The organism is Botrimarina hoheduenensis, assembly GCF_007859815.1.
Classification (GTDB): domain Bacteria; phylum Planctomycetota; class Planctomycetia; order Pirellulales; family Lacipirellulaceae; genus Botrimarina; species Botrimarina hoheduenensis.
Map to the genome: position 1 here is coordinate 198813 of NZ_SJPH01000004.1, position 16283 is coordinate 215095.

Below are 16283 nucleotides of genomic sequence, written 5' to 3' on the forward strand. Positions count from 1 at the left end.
AGTCCCTCCTGCTTAATGCTTACGGGAACCGGAACCATGAAGAGATCCCCTGAAGTTCGTGGCTTTACGCTTGTCGAGCTGCTCGTGGTGGTCGCGATCATCGGCATACTGGTCGCGCTGCTGCTGCCCGCCGTCCAGGCGGCCCGCGAAGCCGCGCGCAACACCGAGTGCAAAAATCACCTGAAGAATATTGTGCTGGCCTGCTTGAACTTCGAGTCGGCGCGGCAAGTGCTCCCCCCCGCTGCGACCAACGCCTCGATGGCGCGCGACAACAGCATCGGCTGGCAGGTGCGCATCCTGCCTTACTTGGAAGAGATGGCGATCGACGCCGAAGTCCGGGCCAGCGAGGCCGAGATCGCCGAGAACCTCGAACTCGCCAACAGCGTGCAGGTCAGCACCTACCGGTGCGGAAGCGATCCCGACTTCGACGACATCCGGGGCCGCAAGTACAACTGGGCCGGCGTGATGTCCTACGGCGGGGTGCTCGGTTCTTACGCCAGCCGCAAGAACCTGCAGACCTGCTCGCAGGGCGATGACTGCGTCGGCGGGACGAACCCGAACTTCGGGCCGATCAATACGGACGGGGCCCTGGGCGTGGATTTTGCCGTTCCGACCAGGCGGATTACGGACGGACTGAGCAAGACGGCGATCGTCGGAGAGCGTTGGTACCAGCTGCGAACCTGGACCTTCGGCAGCTATTACAGCCTGCGCGACGACGGGCTCACCAGCAGCACACGGCCGCCACGCGGACCGCAAATGCAAACGGCGGTTAGCGCGGCCAAGAACTTCGATCGGTCGGTACCGCCCAACGCCGACCTCAACGCGGTGGGCTACTACAAGCTGCACCTGCCCGAGGATCGCCCGACCCTGCCAACAGGTGCCGCGCTCACGATCACCTTCAACAACCTGCCGTTCGGCAGCTTCCACCCGGGGGGGCTCAACTTCGGCCTCGTGGATGGCAGCGTGCGGTTTGTCCAAGACGACATTGACCTGGACACCTATCTGGCCCTCGCCTCGCGCAACGGCGAAGAAACCGTCGAGGAGTGAGCCAAGCCTCTATCGCGCTGCGTTAGTGGTTCACGATCTCGATCGAGCCATCGCCGGCAGGCGGCGTGGCGTGCGCAAGCCGCTGGGCGGCTTGCGACACCATCGTTGCGTGCCATCGCAATCGCGTGCTGTGCATCCGGTGCTCTTCGGACAACAAACGCCGCAGATCGGCGAGCTGCCGCTCGGCCCGCAGCAGGTCCAGTCGGTTGCGTTCCGCGGTAACCGCCAAGGGATTGCCGACACGAAACCGCGTGAACGGTTCGTACTCGCGCTGCAGGCGACGGAGCGAATCGATCCGTGCTTCAGAGAAAGCGATCTCGTCCCGGATCTCACGCAACCGAGCCGGGTGATCAAAGCGCTGGTAAAGCCGCTGTTCGAGACTCGCGAGTTCCCAAACCCGTAGCAGCTCGTCAGAGCTTTCTCCCAAACACTCACCGCAGGCACAGTTTGCCGAGGCGTAGGTTGTCGTGCCGAGCGTCAGCATCAGCACCAGAGCGAAACGGTAAAGCATGGCGGCGATCTCCTGCGAACGCGGCCCCACCTGTCGGGGCCGATCTCTTCACAGTAATCACGTTCGCGCGGGCTCCAAACAGAACCGCGGTGCCGCCGCCCTCAAGGGAGGTTGATCACGCCGAAGCCAGTACCAGCAGCCCGGATAACCGGCACAAGCGTGGGAACCCTCGACTAACGGGTCGGCTGGGTTCGGCTCAACGCGGCTTGCGAGGAAGATTGGTCGCCGGCACCTCGATCAGATCAACCAGCTCGGCGACGTTGCCCTCAATCGCGGTGGCTATAAATCTCCCCTCGCCGGTGGTTTGGGGGTGACGGTCAAACACCATCGGAACCCCACGCTTGGGGTTCAGCATGGTCGATTTAACCTCGGCATCGATCCGAGCGCCCGGCTGCACCGAAAGCCGCCAGTCTCGCAAGAAGATCGGCAGGCTCGTGCGGAGCACTTCCATCGCCAAAGGGCCACCGATGCACCGGCGTGGGCCCGCCCCAAATGGATGGTACTGGTAGGCGGTTGGCTTGAGCGTCACCCACCGATCGGGATCAAACCGCTGCGGATCGTCGCACAGCGACGCCAGCCGATGCGTGATGAGTGGCGTAAACACCAGTGGCTCGCCGCGCTGAACCTCAAACGGACCGACCCGGACCGGCTCGGCGGCGATCCGCTGCGAATACGCCGAGGCCGGCAGCACACGCATCGATTCCTTGATCACGCGTTCCAGCAGCGACGGCGCGCCTGTCGGATGCGGCTCGTCGGCCGTGCCATCGTGGATCGCTTCCCACAGTGTCTGCATGACGCTCGGGTGCTGGGCCAGCAAGAAGGCGGTCCAGCTAAAGGAATGCGCTGTTGTCATATGCGCGGCCGCGAACAGCACGCAGCACTGCCCGACCAGTTCCTCATCGCTCAACCCCCCTTGGGCGTCGAGCGATCCTACCAGGATGGAAAGCACATCATTCGCCGCGGGGTTCGGGTTGTCGCGTCGATGATGGATCAGCTTCAGCACGTTCGCTTCTAATTCCTGAGCAAACGACAGAAGCTCTTGATAGCCGGCATCGAAGTTTTCTAGCGGTGCCAGCGCGTGAACGCCGAAATCGTTGTTGAGTGCCACCCAATGGGCGATCTGCTCCCCCAACTCGTAAGCCAAAGCGGGCTCGTCCAAGCCAAATAAGATGCGGCTGGTAACCTTCAACATGTAACGGATCATCCGCTCGTTGAAGTCAACGCACTCGCCATCATGCCAAGTCGCCACTTCGTCGGCGGCCAGTTCGGCAATCGTCTGGCGATAACCCTCGATCGCTCGCGGTCCGAACGGTTCTTTGACCATCCGCCGGTTGCGTTTGTGCTGCTCGCCATTCATCGCTAGCAGACCGCAGGTCACACGGCGCTGGCTAGAACGCTTGGGCCCCCGCAGCGCGAAGAAGTGCGCATGAAACGTCTGCGCGTCGCTCAGAACCTGCCGATTGTATTCGGGGTCAAACAGAAACAGCACGCGTTGGTCGCCATCTTGAAAAGCGGCGATCGGGCCGTGCTGTGCGTGAAGACCGCGCAGCCCGCCGAGCAGATCGCGGCTTAACTCCACGAGACTGCCGTGCGTTACGGGCGGGGCGACTACGGGTGAGACAGCGGTGGGGGCCGCAGTCGCAGAGTTAGAAGCACTCTGCTTAGCTGACAGCTGCGTAACTGACGGCTGCGTAACTGACGGCTGCGTAACTGACGTCTGGGTAGCCGGCAGCTGGCCTGGAGGTGAGCTTGCGCTGATTGGTGGATCGGCTGAGCCAAGCTCTCCCAGCGGCTTCTTCATCGCCTGCGAAAACGGGCAGCTCGGTTCGCGTGACGACATCGCAAGCAAAAACCGTTCGTGAGGCAGCGGAAGCGGGGGAATCAACCGTTGGCGAGGTGCCTTCCCTGTAGCGGTCATGCGGAATGAACCGCCAAAACCACCCACCCTCCGCGGGCAGCCCGAGCTGGGCATCTCCGCCGCAATTCCCTGCACTCCTAATCTACCTCTAAGCGGTGCCCCGCACCAGCGCTAGGTGGCTCCGATGGACTGCTTCTACGTAGGGGACACGCCCCAAGATCGTCGCAACCTCTTCGGTCGTCTTGCCGGCAATTTTTCTCAAGTCCTCGGCGTCGTAGTTCGTGAGGCCGCGGGCGATCTCCTGCCCCTCGGGCGAGCGGAGCGAGACCACGTCCCCCTTGGAAAAGGTTCCGACTATCGCGGTAATGCCAACCGGCAACAGGCTGGCACCCTGGTCGTCCACAGCGCGGGTTGCCCCGGTGTCGAGCCGCAATTGTCCCTGCGGATGAGCGGCCCAGGCGATCCAGCGTTTGCGTGAAGCAACATGCCCGCCGACGCCGGGCAGCAAGGTGCCGATGGGGGCCCCCGCGAGCAGATCGATCAGCACGTTCGGACGTCGCCCGTTGGCCAGGATGACGCTCTCGCCCGCCTCGACCGCAATCTGTGCAGCGCTCAGTTTGCTGCCCATGCCCCCTTTGGACAACGCGGGCCCCGGTCGGTTGTCGCCCGCACGTACGAACGCGTTAGTGGTTTCGTCCAACTCATTGACCATGCCGATAACCTGCGACGCCGAGTCGTTGGGATCGCCATCGTAAAGCCCTTCCACGTCCGACAAGATGATCAGCAGCGGTGCGCGCAGCAGGTTCGTCAGCATCGCGGCCAGGCGATCATTATCTCCCACGTTGCGGGCCAATTCTTCTGTGCGGACCGTATCATTCTCGTTGACGATCGGGATGGCCCCAAACGCAAAGAGCGACTCGAGCGTGTTGCGAACGTTCAGGTACCGACGCCGTTCGTGAAAGTCGTCGGCGGTGAGCAGCACCTGGGCGGCGACACGCCCGTGCTTGGTAAGCGTGCGGTGATAGGCTTCGATCAGAGCCCCCTGCCCGATGGCGGCCGCCGCCTGGAGCCCTGCCAGATCGGTCGGTCGCTGCTTGAGGCCCAACCGACCGATGCCCGCCCCCACGGCGCCGCTGCTCACTAGTGCCACGCGGCGCGTTGTGCCGGCACCGATCGCAACGAGTTGCTCCGATAACGACTCGATCTGCTTCTGGTCGAGCGATCCGTCGGGATGGGTCAGCGCACGGGTGCCGACCTTCACCACCAGCGGATCGGCGTCTTCGGCGATCTGCAAGCGCGCCAGATCCGGTGGATGGAGTGAGTCTGTCATAAAGGCTGGCAAGCAACGGAATGAAAAACAGGAACGGTTCGCGAGAGCGGCACAGAACGCTCGTAGGGGCAAGATGCCCCTCAAGCCGGGCGGAGCACCAGCAGGCTCACGTCACGCAGCATGTCGGCAACACGCTCGCGATACGCTTCCATATGGGGTGCCACAAGATGAGCCTCGAGCGCGGCTAGGCTCTCCCATTTTTCGATGACCACCACCGCGTCGTCACCGGCAAGCGACTGCGCACCGATCGGTGTGGGCTCATCGATCGCGGCACCGTACTCCAGGCACCCACGCTCGGCGTGTACTAGCGGGGTCAGGTCGGCAAACGCTTGGAGGAATTCTTCACGGCGGGCAGGATCGATACGTAGCGTCGCAACGACGTGGATCACGGGCGGGCCTCGGCGGGGGAGTCGAGAAACAGAGGGCTCACGGCGGAAACCACTCAGTTTAGGCGCTCCGGGCCCGGCCGTCAGTCGCCCCCCTGACGCGCTTGAGCTTCCACGTGCAACCTCAACGTCAAACGTAAGCGGGTTATTTCGACGGCGATTCCGTTGAGAGTGGTTCCGCGAACGTCAACGGGGCGAGTTTTCCCGACATCAGATCCACCAGCCTCGAAGCGACAACTTCCGCGGGCAGCGCATAGCTCTCGGTCCGACCAGCGCGTGCGATGTTGATGCCCACAAGCCGGCCCTCCGTATCAACAACCGGTCCGCCGCAATCCTTCGGAGCCAATGCCGTGTCGTGTTGCAGCACCGTAGGGAATCCGAAGCGTCGGTCGCTGAGCTGACCCCCCAGCCGATTCTGATAAAGAGCGCGGCGCTCCGCTTGGTTCAGATCCCAGGCCGCCAGAATCGCGCGGAGCTGCAAGACCTTCTCTCCCCGCACAATCTCCAGATCGATCGCGTCGCCGGGGCTGCGCGCTGCGATCGCCTCTTTGAGGGCCTCGATGGTATTGGTCATGCGGCCGTTCACCGCTCGGATGACGTCGCCCGCCAAAACCCCCGCATCGCTGGCTCCGCCCCCCTGCACCGCGTCCTCAACGCGGACCCCCGTGCCATCGGTCGGCTGATTGCTCAAACGAACCCCCAGATAGCCCGGGCGCGCCGTGATTGGCCGGGGCGTCACGCTCACGACCCCGACTGCCAGGGGATCGCGTCCGCGTCCGACCGTGGCCACCCAGTCACCCACGCGAGGGAGTTGTTCCCGAGAAACATCAACCCGCGGGCTCTCAGCCATCGGATCGGGCTGCGATTCCGTTTTATCTCGCGCGGGCCCCTGCTCTGCCGACGTCGGTTCTCTCCCCGATGCGGTATCGGACGATGCGTCCTCGGTAGTCGAGTCTGTTCGCATGGCGACGAGGCGATCGACCCGAACCGCCGCTGAGCTCAGTTCCAGGGCAACCAGCCGCGTCGCCTCGATCTTTAGCATCGCCAGATCAAAGTCGCGATCGACCCCCACCACTCGAGCCGAGTGAACGGTTCCGTCGGCCAAGCGACAGCGGGGCGAGTCTTCCAGGCCCAGCGCGCTCGCCTTGGTCAGAATCCAACCATCGGGCCCCACCACCGTGCCGAGCGCTACCTGCCGACCGCCGACCCGCACCTGAACAATCGCGCGAGCGGCGTCGGTCACCACTTCGCGAAACAGGCTCCGCATGTGGGGGCTGTCCGCGTAGCGGCGGCGTGGGGCCCACACGCGATCGAACACGTCGCGCAGCGCATCCTGCATATCCCCCAGATCGGGAGTGATGATCTCATCGTCGTCCAGCATCTGGCCGACAACGACCGTCGGCTGCCCGAGGACCGCGCACAGCGCCGCCACCGACAACCAGCCACGCCACCATGTCGCCCACTTATTCGTGCGCAGGTTCATCGGGGGTCCTCGTCGTAGGCGTCTGATCCTGAGCCGGCTTGGCTGCCTGAGCTTTCCGACGCAAGGCCCGGAAAACGCCGATCCACCCGCGTCAGCCACACCACCAGATTAAGCCGCTGGGGAGGGCCGTTTTCAAGGCGGTTTGCCTCGTTGGGGGGGGACTCGCCGGCGCGCTCAACAAGCACCTGTACCCGCTGATAAGGCTCCGCGAGAGCGGCCAACCGAGTCAACTGAGCGAGACTCTGGATCGGTTCATCATTCCAGCCAACCACCCGATCCCCCACCTGCAATCCCGCCTCGGCGGCAGGCGACCCCGGAAAAACCTGCGACACCAGCGGACCCCGTGCGTCACTCGTCAGCGACACGCCTACCAGCGGACGATCAGCGGCCGGATCTTCCCCGTCGGGGACGCCGGTCATACGACCCTCCACCAGGCGGGGCCAATCTTCGCGATACTCCTTGATCGGCACATGAAAGTTGCTGGTAATCCGTTCGCCGATTCGGCTATGGATGCCGACGACTTCGCCCCGTAGGTTCAGCAGGGGTCCGCCTGAGTCGCCGCCCACCAGGGTTGCGTCGGTGCTGAGGGTGCAGTCCTCGAGCATCTGCACGCGGCCCAAACGAAGCGGCGGCAGTCGGCCTTTAACAAAGCCGTTGGGATGCCCCAGCGCGATAACCCAATCCCCTGCTTGCGCGGCGTTGTCGGCAACGGGGATCGAAGGCCAACCTCCTGCGGGCGGGTCCGCCGTGATCTTCACCAGCCCACTGTCCACGCGATGGTTCACGCCCAGCGAACGCCCGCGGTACCGCCGGCCATCCGGCAGCCTCACCCACAGCGGACGCTTGGGCTCAACCGTGACGTGGCCGGCCGTAAGCACCAGCCCCGACGACGAGATGATCACGCCCGACCCGAGCGAATCAGATAGCTCGACCGACACGGTGGCGGGGGTCGCCAGCTCGACCACCCGCCGCACCTGCGCTTGCACCGCGCGCAGCTCGTCGAGCGATCCCGGACGATCCAACTTCAGCTTCGCGGCGAGCGGCTCCTCGATCGCCAGCGCTGTGGCACGCGCAGTGGGGGGGTATTCGGCCGAGATCAGATACCATTCTTTGGGCAGCTTCTCCGCGGCAGCGATCCCCACTGTCCCCAGCACGCCAACGGCGAGACCCAGCACACCAGCGGCACGCCTCATCGCGCCAGCAGCGAGCCAAGCCCTGACGTGCCGAGTCACCCGGCGATGACCCGTGTGCGCACCGTCAGGTGTCGCGTTCTGCAGGAATCGGCTCAAGCCGGGCATACTGTACATCCGCTATTGACAGTAGACAGCTGTTTAGCACAATGACGGTACCGCTGGCTGTCAGTCGTTATCTCTCACTATACGCTGCCGACCGTTCCCGCAAACCGATTGGTTTGACCGTCACTAGGGCGAGTGGCCCACCCGACGGCAAACCCCTCAAATTCAAGCTCCTCCCCTCCGCAGGAAGCACCCACCGTGTCGGATTCCCACGTCTCGCTTGATTCGCTCACTGTCCGGCAACGGGAAGTTCTGGACTTCATCCGTGACAAGATCGAAGGCCGCGGTTACGGCCCCACGGTGCGGGAGATCGGCGAGTCGTTTCAAATTGCGTCGCCAAACGGCGTGATGTGCCACCTCAAAGCACTGGAAAAGAAGGGGCTCATTACACGCGAGCCCAACCGTTCACGCGCCATTCAGCTCGCCCCCGAAGCGATGAGCGACACCGGCATGCCGCTGGTCGGCTCGATCGCCGCCGGCAACCTGACCGAGGCGATCGAAGAGGCCGAGCGGTTCCACTTTGACGACTGGTTCCCCGTCAAAAAGAACCACTTCGCACTCCGCGTGAAGGGGGACTCGATGATCGAGGCCGCGATCGCTGACGGCGACATCGTCATCTGCCGCAAAACCAAGACCGCCCATAAGGGAGACATTGTCGCCGCGGTCACTGACGAAGGAGAGGCAACGCTCAAGTACTGGTATCCGGAAACCAATCGGATCCGGCTGCAACCGGCGAACAGCACGATGAAGCCCATCTTCTGCCGCCAAGTCGAGGTGCTCGGCGTGGTGACGGGCGTTGTCCGCCGGATCTGAGCGGACAGGTTCTCACTTATCCTTGGTTGGCGGTGGGCCGGCCTGCACGCCGTTATTCGCTTTCGGCAGCTTCTGACGAAAGCGCGTTGAGCCGCTGCTGGATCTCTGCCTCGGTCAGCGCCTCAGTCGTACACGTAAGGCTCCAGCGGTGGCCGTCGGGATCCCGCAGCTTGGCGGAGCGCTCGCCGTAAAACCAATCGGTCGGCGGTTGTTCGGTCGTCAGGCCAGCCGCCATCGCGCGGGCGTAAGCCGCATCGCAATCATCGACCGAAAGCATGAGCGACACCGTCGGCCAATGGTCGGTAGGCGTCACTGCTACCTTCATGTCGGGTGTCGCTTGGGCCAGCATCAGAGCTGCCTCGCCGAGGCGAAGTTCGGCATGAGCGATCTGGCCCGCGGCACCGCGAAGCCGCATGATGACCTGGGCACCAAACGCCGCCGCGTAGCGCTGGATCGCGGCGTCGCCGTCGGCAACGATCAGGTAGGGAGTCAGCGAGCGATGATCCGAGCGTTTCGAGTCCGCCATGCGAAGCGCCTCGGGAGATTAATTGGAAGCCGTCGGGGCGTGCACGATGCTAATGCATGGGGCGTGCCCTGCGGGCGTAAATGCCCTGCCAAGCCTGGAATGGCGCGTGCTGCCGGGCTCGCATGCTGCTAGGGCGGGGAGCGGCTCACCACGGCCGGCGATAACATGCCCGCTCTCAACACCAACCCTCCTGCGGCTGCGGCTACGACGGTGGCTGCCGCTGCGCAGCTACGGGCGATAGAAGTACCGCGCAAGCGGACGATCTTCTTTGCCACAATTCACACACAGGCGGTCGTAATGAGCACGCCGCAGCGTGTTGCCGTAAAAATGACCAATGCGGTTCGGACGTTCTAGAAGCGGCATGGCCTGGACCGCGGCTTCCGACTCGCGGACCGGCACGGCGGGGCTTAGCGCTGGGACAGCGGGGCCCAACGCGGGGAAATCAGTGCCGACGATCGCTCTGGGCACGCGGTTAGCCGTGGGGAACAAACCCGGCTGAGCCCACACGTTTGCCGATGCGGCTAGCGCCAACATGAATGTCCCGTAAATTAGGCCTCGCATCGAACTTTCTCCATTTGTGGTAGCAGTAAAACCTAGCATAGCTCACGTCCGCCGCGGTGCGCAACGGCGAGATTCTTTGACCGTAGCCGACCGTGCCCGGGGCGGTTAGCCTGCAAGATGTGCTAAATCGGCCGGCTAGCAGCATCCAACGCGGCCCGCAAGCATGCCGCGAGGGCGCTCGAACCTTACCGGACATGCCTTCCGATTCTTATCCCAACCTGGTCAGCAAGGTCCTTAGATGTTGATGCGCTCCCTCCTGCTGGGCCTGCTGATGGGCCTGATGTCGCCGGGTATCGCTCTGGCTGCGCCCCTGTCGCACGCTGCGCCCCTGTCGCACGCCGTGCCGCTGTCGCACGCCGTGCCGCTGTCGCACGCCGTTTTCTTCACCCTCGCCGACGACAGCGAAGCTCACCGCGAGCAGCTCATCAATCTCTGCCGCGAGCACCTCGACCATCACGAGGGTGCCCTCTGGTTCTCGGTAGGCCCGATCGCCGAGGACCTGCAACGATCCGTGAACGATCGTGATTTTCACGTCGCGCTGCATATCGTGTTCGCCGATCGCGTGGACCACGATCGGTACCAAACGCATCCTCGCCACTTGAAGTTCGTTGAGGCGATCAAACCACTGCTGGCCGGAGTCCGCGTCTTCGATGCGGACCTCGCAAGCTCGCCCAAAACGGCCGAGAATGACTAACGTCGGCCTCGAGGGACTTCCCTTCGACGTGATTCTGCTTGATCTTCCGCTCCCCCCTCCAGCGCCCACTCCGCTTTCCCTTCGACGTGCGGCAGCCGACCGCCCAGGCCGATGAATCCTCGTGAAACCCTTCTCTCACAAGCCGATGCCCAGCAGCTGCGTGAAGAGCACTACAACGCCACGATCACCTGGATGGAGAAGCCCAACGATCGGCTGATGCGCGTGCGAGTCCGCCTCGACGAGGGGGCGGCAGAAAACGGCCCGGCCCTGCACTATCAGCCGGGACAGTACACCACACTGGGGCTCGGCTACTGGGAACGGCGTCTGGAACTGGTGCAGCCGGAAACTCTCGATGAGAAGCTCGTGCGGCGTGTCGTTAAGCGCGCCTACTCGATTAGCTGTCGGATGCTCGATGACCAAGGCGTCGTCACCCCTGCGGGGGAAGAACCGGAGCCAGAGTTCTACATAGCCCTCGTGACCGAAGCGGATAAGCCGCCGGCGTTTACTCCCCGGCTGTTCGGGCTCAGCGTCGGCGACCGCCTCCAGATGGGAGTCCGCCCGAAAGGGGTGTTCACCCTGGGCGATTTCGCTCCGACCACCAATCTGCTCTTCGCCAGCACCGGCACCGGCGAAGCTCCCCACAACGCGATGATCTCGAGTCTGCTGGCGGGGGGCCACCGCGGAAAGATCGCCAACTTGTGCTGCGTACGCTACGAGTCCGATCTGGGCTATCTGGCGATCCATCGGCAGCTTGAAGCGGCTTATCCGAACTATCGCTATCTGCCCCTCACCACTCGCGAGCCGATCAACCGCAATCAGCAGCAGCCGGGATATGTCGGGGTGCGTTATGTCCAAGACCTGCTGAGCGACCCGGATGCGGCCGATGAGTTGGGCTTTGCGCTGTCGGCGGACCACACGCTGGTGTACCTGTGTGGTAACCCGGCGATGATCGGCGTGCCCAATCGGGCGGGCGACGCGGCGGGGCGTTACCCCACCCCCAGGGGGGTAGTCGAGGTCCTTGAGGGACAGGGCTTCCGGGCCCATGACGCGAAATCCCCGGGGAATATCTACTTTGAGAAGTATTGGTGAGCCCCGCAGGCGTTTCTGCAGGGGCCTTCCCTGGAGGCGTTAAGTCTCAAAAGGGGACGCCACGGGCTTCACAATTCTGAGGATTTGTAGCGGTTTTTACTCGTCAACCAGCCAAAACCGCGGTACGGTACGTTTTCGTGAAGGGGTCGGCTGACCCCGTTGGTCAGCGTAAAAAAACCCCCGTAGAAGATTCGAGCTGAGAACAAGTGATGGCTGAAGGCACGATCAAGCGGCTTACCGACAAGGGTTTTGGTTTCATTAGCGTCGATGGACAGAAGGATCTGTTCTTTCACCACTCCGCCGTTGAGGGCATCGCTTACGATGACCTCCGCGAAGGTCAGATGGTGACTTACAACGCCGGCGAAGGCCCCAAAGGTCCCCGCGCCGAGAACGTCCGCCCCGTCTAAGGCGCGACGCACAATTTAAATCACGCAGCCGCGGCAGGAACATGTTCCTGCCGCGGCTTTGCTTTTGTCCGTGTGATTAAACTTCTGTCCGTGTGATTAAACTTCGCGCTACCAATATCTCTCCGGGCGACTTAAGCCTGTCGGAAGAGCGCTGTAGCTGCGGGCCCCGCTCCGATTTCTGTCCCGACATAAAACGGGGGGCGTTTCTCCTTTGAGAAACGCCCCCGCCTGAGTCCCTATCGGGCTAGCAAAGACTTCCGACCGGCAATTGCTGCGGCGGATTTAGCCCAGCCGCGCCGCGAACGCCGGGCCACCGTACTGTGCCGTGGCACCCAGTTGCTCTTCGATCCGCAGCAGCTGGTTGTACTTCGCCATGCGATCCGAACGGCTCGCGCTGCCGGTCTTGATCTGGCCCGTTTCCAGCGCCACCGCCAAGTCGGCAATCGTGCTGTCTTCCGTTTCGCCCGAGCGGTGCGACGTAACCGACGTGTAGCCAGCGCTCGTGGCGAGCTTGATGGCGTCGATCGTCTCGGTCAGTGAGCCGATCTGGTTCACTTTGATCAGGATGCTGTTGCCGATCCCTTCGGAGATGCCGCGGCCGAGCCGCTCGACGTTGGTAACAAACAGGTCGTCGCCGACGAGTTGGCATCGGTCGCCGATCTTGTCGGTCAGCAGCTTCCAGCCGGCCCAGTCGTCTTCGCTGCAGCCGTCTTCGATGCTGCAGATGGGGTGCTTGGCGACCCAACTAGCGAGCAGATCGACCATCCCCGCCGAGTCAATCTCCTTGCCGTCGATCGTGTAAACGCCCTTCTTGGTGTCATAGAACTCCGTGGCGGCGCAGTCCATCGCGAACCACACCTGCTCACCCGGCTTGTAGCCCGCCTTCTCGATCGCGGTCAGGATCACGTCGAAGGCCTCGGCGTTGGCACCCAGGTTGGGAGCGAAGCCCCCCTCGTCGCCGACACTGGTGCTGAGGCCCTTGTCGCTGAGGACCTTCTTCAGGTGATGGAAGATCTCGCAACCGCAGCGCAAGGCTTCGGCAAAATTGTCGAAACCCAACGGCATGACCATGAACTCTTGGATATCAACCGAGTTATCCGCGTGCTCGCCGCCGTTGAGGATGTTCATCATCGGTGCCGGCAGCAACCGGGCGCTGGCCCCGCCGAGGTAGCGGAACAACGGCAGGTCGCAGTAGCTGGCGGCCGCCCGAGCCGTAGCGAGCGAGACGCCCAGAATGGCGTTGGCACCCAGGTTGGCCTTGTTCGGCGTGCCGTCCACCTCGAGCATCCGATGATCGACCGCGGCTTGGTCCAAGGCGTCCATGCCGATCAATTCGTCGGCGATCCGCTCGTTGACGTTCTCGACCGCCTTGAGGACGCCCTTGCCCAGAAACCGGGTCATGTCGCCGTCGCGCATCTCGAGCGCTTCGTGGGCACCGGTGCTGGCACCGGACGGAACCGCGGCCGTGCCGACCGAACCATCAGCGAGCGTCACATCGACCTCAACGGTGGGGTTGCCGCGGCTGTCGAGGATCTGGCGGCCGTGGATATCGACGATTGTGCTCATAGGTACGCTTAAGGCTGAGGGCGGCGGAGAAAGGGAGGGATCGTTTGGTGACGCCGCACAGGCGTCAAGGGAGGGAAACTGCGGCCGGAAAAGCCGCCGCACCGGCAAGGGGAAGCAGACCCCCACCGCGCGGAGCGTCATTTTGTGGGCCGGGCGGCCCCGTGTCGAGCGGTGGGCACCCGGGCTTACCGCGATCCGGCACCGGTTACTTCACCGCCTAAGGGGTGATTGGCTGGCGTTGGCGGTTAGAATCGGGGGCCGGAACGCCCCCGCACCCGATCCTTCGGCCCCGGAGCCTTTCCATGCCCGCGCTGCGTGAGCTGGCAAATCGTTGGTATCGCCGGGGAGTCGGCGACGCCGCTCGACCGGTTGTGCACCGCATCGAGGCCGTGTGTCCCGCACTCCGTACGCTCGAAACGCCGGAAAATTTTGACGCTATCCGGAGCGAGCTGCTGGCGCTGCTTCCCCATCGGAAGGGGATCCCCAAGTACCACGACCTGGATCCCGGACGGGGTCACCTCTCGAGTGAGGCCGATGGCGATGCCAGCTGGCGCGTCTTCATGCTGTACGCAATGGGTGCCAAGCCGGCGGAGAATCGTGCCCGCTGTCCACGCACCTGCGAATTGGTGGAGGCCATCCCCGACCTGTTTCAGGCGTTCTTCTCGATCCTCGAACCGCACAAGTCCGTGCCGCCGCACGAGGGGCCCTATGCGGGCTACCTGCGTTACCACCTGCCGCTGGTGGTGCCAACCGACAAGCCGCCCCGCATGCGCATCCGCGATCACTGGCACACGTGGCGCGAAGGCGAGGGACTGCTGTTCGACGACCACTGGGAGCACGAAGTGGAGAACCATTCGGACCAGGTCCGGGTGGTGCTGATCGTCGACATCTTACGCCCCCTGCCATGGTTGCGCGATCGGGTCAATCGGCTGGTGACACGCACCCTGCTCCGCCGCCGCTATGGCCAGCGCATCGCCCAGGGTAAACAGCCCGACCTGTGAGTCGGCCCTCTAGGGATCTACCGCATCGAGCAACAGCGGATGGAACTGCCCGACCATTGGCGTGCCGGGCGCGACAGGTGTCGTCCCGGCCAGCAGGGGTTCGGCCTGATCCGAGCGGGTTCCGTCGGCAAAGAAGTTGAGCACCACGGCCCTTCGCGGCCGCTCACTGTGGTTGGCGTAGCTACCGTGTAGCGTGAGCGGATGATGGAACGAAGCGTAGCCCGCCGGCATCTCGATTGGCACGGGCCGAAACGCCGCGAGCTGGTCCGGGCTGAGCACGTTGCGAATCGCCTCCATGTCGTTGGCGAGTTGGGTAGTGGGCAGCAGCGGCCACTGGTGTGAGCCCGGCACGTAATGCACGCAACCGTTCTCGGTGGTTGATTCGTCCAAGCCGATCCAGCAGGTGAGGTGGTTCATCGGCTTGGTGCGGGTCCAGTAGCTGTAGTCTTGATGCCAAGCGACCACGCCTCCGTGGCGAGCCGGCTTGCAGAAGAGCTGGTCGTGCCAAAAACGCACTCCGCCCGCCAGCAGTTGGCGCGCCGGCACGGTGATGGCGGCGTGCCACAGCAAATCGTGCAGTGCGGGCCGCAACCGCCAGGCACCCAGCGCATGAAAAAGCACCGCATCTGGATCGTCGGACTCGTTCGAGTGGTACTCGTACCAAAGCTCGGCACCCTCATGCCCGGGCCGCGTCAACTCGGCAAGCTCGTCGCGGAGAACGGCAAGCTGCGCGGCATCAAGCACCGGCACGACGGCGACGTAGCCGTTCTGCCGATAGAAAGCGAGTTGCTCGCTGCTGAGGGTAAATGCGTCGTGATCCGCTGAGGCAAACACATCGGTGAGCGGATGGTGCGCTGTTGATAAGTCGAACGACATCGAAGGGGGCTCCGCGAAGGGGCTGGTTCATCGAACAGGCTTCCCTGCCGACAAGCCTGAACGACAACCACGCTTGCTGAGTCGTAAAATAACGGGCCGTGCGGCAGAAAGAATTTTACCGTTGAGGCACCTGCCCTGCCGGCGAATCATCTTCAAGCTTTGTCACTACGCATTGTCAAATCGGAAAGCAACCTTGCGCCCCCACGCATGGTCCAGTTCTTGCTCCGAGAACCGCATTGATGTGTATCTGCCGATTATTATTCGCCAGAATGTGATTGCACGCGAATGCGTCGGATAGGTCACGACCTCCCAGACCCCCTTGTGCCGCTCAAACCCTTCGACCGCGGCTTTCTCCGCCACGGAACGTCCACGCCAGGCGTGAACGACAAAGAACTCGTGCACAACAAAGTCGGCCCGGATGCTCGCGGGCAACGAGGCTGATGCGGCGATCAGATTGAACCCCACGGGAGAACTATCAACGCGCATCAAATAGGGGAATAGCGACCCTGGCGAGTCCCACCACGAACCGAGTGTTTCCCCGCACTCGGAGAGCGTCGTCATTTTTTCATCATCACTAAAAACCCCCTGCTTTTTCGGTGCCGCTCCATCGAATCGCGACACATCATGCTGGTAGAGAGGCCACAGATTCTTGATGACATACGATTCATCAGGAGTGGACAGACACAGTTCGATTTCGGGCATTGCATCACTCGCTTGCCGAGGGTTGCCGGGTATCGCTAACTGATGCTTGGGTTGAGACCGATGACGAGCGTAAAAATCAACACGCGGGTGCCAAACAGCAAGCCGTCGGCGCGCAACCAACCTAAGTCAATTGAAAAG

At 63.2% G+C, this 16283-nt stretch carries 17 protein-coding genes; 6 read left to right on the forward strand and 11 right to left on the reverse strand.

The annotated features are described in order from the left end of the window. Positions 1-36 precede the first annotated feature (36 nt). The gene (locus Pla111_RS10855; RefSeq protein WP_197524953.1) at positions 37-1047 is read left to right on the forward strand and encodes a DUF1559 domain-containing protein; all 1011 of its coding nucleotides are present in this window, start codon (positions 37-39) and stop codon (positions 1045-1047) included. Between the two features lie 22 nt (positions 1048-1069). On the opposite strand, the gene Pla111_RS10860 is transcribed toward Pla111_RS10855, so the two are convergent. The 6 genes from Pla111_RS10860 to Pla111_RS10885 form a co-directional block, all read right to left on the reverse strand. Beyond that, the gene (locus Pla111_RS10860) at positions 1070-1558 is read right to left on the reverse strand and encodes a hypothetical protein (RefSeq protein ID WP_146574256.1); all 489 of its coding nucleotides are present in this window, start codon (positions 1556-1558) and stop codon (positions 1070-1072) included. Between the two features lie 196 nt (positions 1559-1754). Beyond that, positions 1755-3137 (reverse strand): cytochrome P450, encoded by a 1383-nt coding sequence (locus Pla111_RS10865; protein ID WP_197524954.1) that lies wholly within the window; start codon positions 3135-3137, stop codon positions 1755-1757. Positions 3138-3564: 427 nt separating this feature from the next. Further along, entirely contained in the window at positions 3565-4746 is a 1182-nt protein-coding gene (proB, locus tag Pla111_RS10870; protein ID WP_146574261.1) for a glutamate 5-kinase, read from the reverse strand. Between the two features lie 80 nt (positions 4747-4826). Next, positions 4827-5135, reverse strand: a complete 309-nt coding sequence (locus Pla111_RS10875; protein WP_146574263.1) for a putative quinol monooxygenase — start codon at positions 5133-5135, stop codon at positions 4827-4829. 142 nt (positions 5136-5277) lie between these two features. Further along, positions 5278-6615, reverse strand: coding sequence for a S1C family serine protease (locus Pla111_RS10880; protein WP_146574265.1), 1338 nt, complete (start codon positions 6613-6615; stop codon positions 5278-5280). Then, complete coding sequence (locus tag Pla111_RS10885; protein WP_197524955.1) at positions 6612-7904, reverse strand: S1C family serine protease; 1293 nt, start codon at positions 7902-7904, stop codon at positions 6612-6614. The genes Pla111_RS10880 and Pla111_RS10885 overlap by 4 nt, the downstream gene beginning before the upstream one ends. A 204-nt stretch (positions 7905-8108) precedes the next feature. On the opposite strand from Pla111_RS10885, the gene lexA reads away from it, so the two are divergent. Further along, a complete protein-coding gene (gene lexA / locus Pla111_RS10890) occupies positions 8109-8723 on the forward strand; it encodes a transcriptional repressor LexA (RefSeq protein ID WP_146574269.1) in 615 nt (204 codons plus the stop codon). Between the two features lie 52 nt (positions 8724-8775). Here the strand turns inward: lexA and Pla111_RS10895 are convergent, their stop codons facing one another. Together Pla111_RS10895 and Pla111_RS10900 are read right to left on the reverse strand one after the other, a co-directional pair. Next, positions 8776-9249 carry a VOC family protein gene (locus Pla111_RS10895; protein ID WP_146574271.1) on the reverse strand — a complete coding sequence of 158 codons (474 nt, stop codon included), beginning with the start codon at positions 9247-9249 and terminating at the stop codon, positions 8776-8778. Between the two features lie 228 nt (positions 9250-9477). Continuing rightward, a complete protein-coding gene (locus Pla111_RS10900) occupies positions 9478-9810 on the reverse strand; it encodes a hypothetical protein (RefSeq protein WP_146574273.1) in 333 nt (110 codons plus the stop codon). A gap of 238 nt (positions 9811-10048) precedes the next feature. Between Pla111_RS10900 and Pla111_RS10905 the strand changes: the two genes are divergently transcribed. From Pla111_RS10905 to Pla111_RS10915, 3 genes are all read left to right on the forward strand, one after another. Then, complete coding sequence (locus tag Pla111_RS10905) at positions 10049-10504, forward strand: Dabb family protein (RefSeq protein WP_146574275.1); 456 nt, start codon at positions 10049-10051, stop codon at positions 10502-10504. A gap of 111 nt (positions 10505-10615) precedes the next feature. Next, complete coding sequence (locus tag Pla111_RS10910; protein WP_146574277.1) at positions 10616-11593, forward strand: ferredoxin--NADP reductase; 978 nt, start codon at positions 10616-10618, stop codon at positions 11591-11593. Between the two features lie 209 nt (positions 11594-11802). Beyond that, complete coding sequence (locus Pla111_RS10915) at positions 11803-12000, forward strand: cold-shock protein (protein WP_146574279.1); 198 nt, start codon at positions 11803-11805, stop codon at positions 11998-12000. Positions 12001-12282: 282 nt separating this feature from the next. Here Pla111_RS10915 and eno read toward each other — a convergent pair whose 3' ends face one another. Next, positions 12283-13566 carry a phosphopyruvate hydratase gene (eno, locus tag Pla111_RS10920; RefSeq protein WP_146574281.1) on the reverse strand — a complete coding sequence of 428 codons (1284 nt, stop codon included), beginning with the start codon at positions 13564-13566 and terminating at the stop codon, positions 12283-12285. A gap of 302 nt (positions 13567-13868) precedes the next feature. On the opposite strand from eno, the gene Pla111_RS10925 reads away from it, so the two are divergent. Further along, on the forward strand, positions 13869-14567 hold the full coding sequence (locus Pla111_RS10925; RefSeq protein WP_146574283.1) for an aspartyl/asparaginyl beta-hydroxylase domain-containing protein: 699 nt from the start codon (positions 13869-13871) through the stop codon (positions 14565-14567). Between the two features lie 9 nt (positions 14568-14576). On the opposite strand, the gene Pla111_RS10930 is transcribed toward Pla111_RS10925, so the two are convergent. Together Pla111_RS10930 and Pla111_RS10935 are read right to left on the reverse strand one after the other, a co-directional pair. Continuing rightward, positions 14577-15443: a phytanoyl-CoA dioxygenase family protein gene (locus Pla111_RS10930; protein WP_146574285.1), complete on the reverse strand. Its 867-nt coding sequence runs from the start codon at positions 15441-15443 to the stop codon at positions 14577-14579. Between the two features lie 165 nt (positions 15444-15608). Next, on the reverse strand, positions 15609-16145 hold the full coding sequence (locus Pla111_RS10935) for a GNAT family N-acetyltransferase (RefSeq protein WP_146574287.1): 537 nt from the start codon (positions 16143-16145) through the stop codon (positions 15609-15611). Positions 16146-16283: the final 138 nt, after the last annotated feature.